Source organism: Dietzia sp. CW19 (assembly GCF_014145265.1).
GTDB classification, from domain to species: Bacteria; Actinomycetota; Actinomycetes; order Mycobacteriales; family Mycobacteriaceae; genus Dietzia; species Dietzia natronolimnaea.
The window spans coordinates 1-2,968 of the sequence record NZ_JAALEE010000285.1; the positions used below are offsets into that span (position 1 = coordinate 1).

The 2,968-nt window shown below is 71.1% G+C and carries 3 protein-coding genes and 1 pseudogene; 3 read left to right on the plus strand and 1 reads right to left on the minus strand.

Annotated features, from left to right (window positions below; all coding sequences use genetic code 11):
• A pseudogene (locus tag G6021_RS09235) lies at positions 1-786 on the minus strand (transcription-repair coupling factor); the annotation flags it as partial.
• Positions 787-1,122: 336 nt separating this feature from the next.
• Here G6021_RS09235 and G6021_RS09240 point away from each other — a divergent pair.
• The 3 genes from G6021_RS09240 to G6021_RS09250 are packed head-to-tail and all read left to right on the plus strand — an operon-like array spanning position 1,123 to position 2,915.
• Entirely contained in the window at positions 1,123-1,647 is a 525-nt protein-coding gene (locus G6021_RS09240) for an MSMEG_0572/Sll0783 family nitrogen starvation response protein (protein WP_179525783.1), read from the plus strand.
• 4 nt (positions 1,648-1,651) lie between these two features.
• Positions 1,652-2,542 (plus strand): carbon-nitrogen hydrolase family protein, encoded by an 891-nt coding sequence (locus G6021_RS09245; RefSeq protein ID WP_179525784.1) that lies wholly within the window; start codon positions 1,652-1,654, stop codon positions 2,540-2,542.
• A gap of 1 nt (position 2,543) precedes the next feature.
• Positions 2,544-2,915, plus strand: a complete 372-nt coding sequence (locus G6021_RS09250; RefSeq protein WP_187700594.1) for an MSMEG_0570 family nitrogen starvation response protein — start codon at positions 2,544-2,546, stop codon at positions 2,913-2,915.
• The last annotated feature ends 53 nt before the right edge of the window (positions 2,916-2,968 follow it).

Genomic DNA, 2,968 nt, shown 5'->3' on the forward strand with positions numbered 1-2,968 from the left:
CTCGCGGTGCGCGGCGGCCAGCCGCCGCGCGCGCTCGCGGACGGCGTCGTCGAGCAGCAGCTCCCGGCAGGGGAACAACACGGCCGAGGAGACCTCGCCCTCGGGCAGGGACCGCTGGTCGGCCACCGAGAACTCGCGGATCTCGGCGATCGTGTCGCCGTCGAACTCCACGCGCAGCGGGTGGTCGGCGGTGGTGGGGAACACGTCCACGATGCCGCCGCGCACCGCCACGTCACCGCGGCGGGCCACCATGTCCTCGCGGCTGTAGGCGAACTCGGTCAGGGTCGCCAGTAACTCCGCGGGGTCGAGTTCGGCGCCGCGGGTCAACCGGATCGGCTCCCGGCGAGCCGCACCCGGGGAGATGGGTTGCACCACCGACCGCGCCGCCGCCACGACGATCCTCGGGGCGTGTCCCCCCATCACCGAGTTCAGGACCTGCAGCCGCCGACCGATCGTGTCGGAGGCGGGCGACAGGCGCTCGTGCGGGAGCGTCTCCCAGCTCGGGAACTGCGCCACGGCCTCGTGCGACGAGTCCGGGTCGTCGAACAGTCCCGCCAACTCGTCGGCCAGCTCCTCACATTCACGCTCGGTGGCCGTCACCACCAGCAGCGGGGAACGCTCGGCCAGGGCCGCCACCAGGAACGGCCGCAGGGACTCCGCCGACCGGACCACGGCGGAGTCCCGGTCCAGTCCCGCCCGCAGATCGGCCAGCGCCGGGTTCGCTGCGACCGCCCCGGCCAGGCCGGACAGAGCTGCGGTGGTGGGGCTGCTGACAGTGGTGGTCACGCGTGTGAGTCCTCCAGGTGGGGTGGGCGCGGCGGACGTGGCCGCACGGAAAGCACCAGTGTAATCAGCATCCGGCGGCGGAGCGCGGGGGCGACTCCACGGGCCACGCGGAGCCGCCACAGGACCCCCGCGGTGACGCCACGGTCGCGCCACGGTGCCGCCACGGTGCCGCCACCTGGTGGCCGCGTCGGTCGCGATGTTACGTCGGCGCCGGATGCGTTGTTCCAATCGCAACCACCCGGTAACGGACCGATACGCAGCGGTAACGGTCCGGGCGTGTACTCGCTGCCATGTCATCGGAACCCGTCCGGTGACCTCGTCCCCGAGGAGCCCACAGTGCCCGAGTTCGACGCCACCATCACCGAGAACATCGCCGCCTCCCTCAAGGAGATCCCGCACCCGTCCCTACCCAAGGGCACCAGCATCTACGGCGGCACCAAGATCTTCCCGGACTACAAGGCCGAGGAGGGGGAGTCGTACTTCACGCTCGTCCACGGGATCGCCCACGAGTCCTCCGTCTCCTTCGTCGCCGTCCTCCAGGCCACCCGCGCCCTGCGCAAGGGATTCGAGTCGGCCATCTACTTCTACGGCCCCGGCGCGATCAACTGCCTGGCCACCCGCGGATTCCCGACCACCGGGGACTCCGGCTTCCCCGGCGAGCAGAACATCAACGAGTCCCTCGAGTCGTTCATCTCCGAGGGCGGAACCGTGTTCTGCTGCCGCTTCGGGCTCGGTCTCCACGGCGGTCGCGAGGAGGACCTGATCGAGGGCGTGATCCCCGCGCACCCGCTCGACGTGCAGGACGCCCTGATCCACTACGCCCGTAAGGGCGCCATCATCAACTCGACCTACATGGTCTGATGCCATGACGACCATCGGCTCGGTCGCCGCCAACTTCGGCCGCGACCTCGAGGAGAACTACCGGACCATCGCCCACTACACGGAGATCGCCCGCGAGAGCGGCGTCGACTTCCTGGTCTTTCCCGAGGCCGCCATCGGGGGCTACCTCTCCAGCCTCGGAAACCACGGCGACACCACGCCCACGTCCCGGTCGCTGCCCCCCGCCATCCGGCTCGACGGCCCCGAGATCGCGCGGGTGCAGGAGATCATCGGAGACCTGGTGGTGGCCATCGGGTTCTGCGAGCTCGACGACGACGGGGTGAGCCGTTACAACGCGGCCGCCGTCCTCGACGGGACCCGCGTCTACGGCACCTACCGCAAGGTGCACCAGCCCCTCGGGGAGAACATGTCCTATGCCTCCGGCGGCGACTACCGGGTGTTCGACACCCCGGTCGGCCGGGTGGGCCTGCAGATCTGTTACGACAAGGCGTTCCCCGAGGCCGCGCGCGTCATGGCACTGCAGGGCGCCGAGATCATCGCCTCCCTGTCCGCGTGGCCGGCGGCACGCACCGCGACCGCCGCCAACCTCCAGGAGGACCGCTGGACCTACCGGTTCAACCTCTTCGATTCCGCCCGGGCCCTGGACAACCAGGTGTTCTGGGTGGCCTCCAACCAGGCGGGGACGTTCGGGTCCCTGCGGTACGTCGGCAACGCCAAGATCGTCGATCCCGGCGGGAACGTCCTGGCCACCACCACCCTCGACGAGGGCCTGGCGGTCGCCGAGGTCGACGTGGCGGGCACCTTCGCGGCCATGCGCGCCGGGATGTTCCACCTGCGCGATCGGCGCCCCGACGTGTACGGATCACTGGTCGAGGTCAGTGATCGGGCCGACGAGAGGACGCTCGCCAGTGCCTGAGATGAGCTTCGCCGTCCGGTGGCCCGACGGGACGGTCCGGGACTACTACTCCCCCAGCCTGGTGATCCACGACCACCTCACGGTGGGCGACCGTCTGAGCGTGGCCGAGTTCCGCCGCCGGGCCACCGACGGGCTCACCGAGGCGGGCGAGCGGGTCCGCGAACGCTACGGCTTCCTGTGCAGCTCGGCGGCGGACACCGCCGCACGGGTGGCCTCCGCGTCCCGGGCCCACCCCGGGGACGCCCTCGTCGAGGTCGTCTCTATGCACCCCCCGCTGCCCTCCGCGTCACCGCCCTCCGTGTCCCAGCCCTCCGCATCCCCACCCCCCGCGCAGGCGCCCTCCGCCTCGCCGGACCCCCAGGAGCACTCATGAGCACCACGCAGTTCTCCCCCGGCTCCCATGTCCCGGTGCTCGTCATCGGCGGA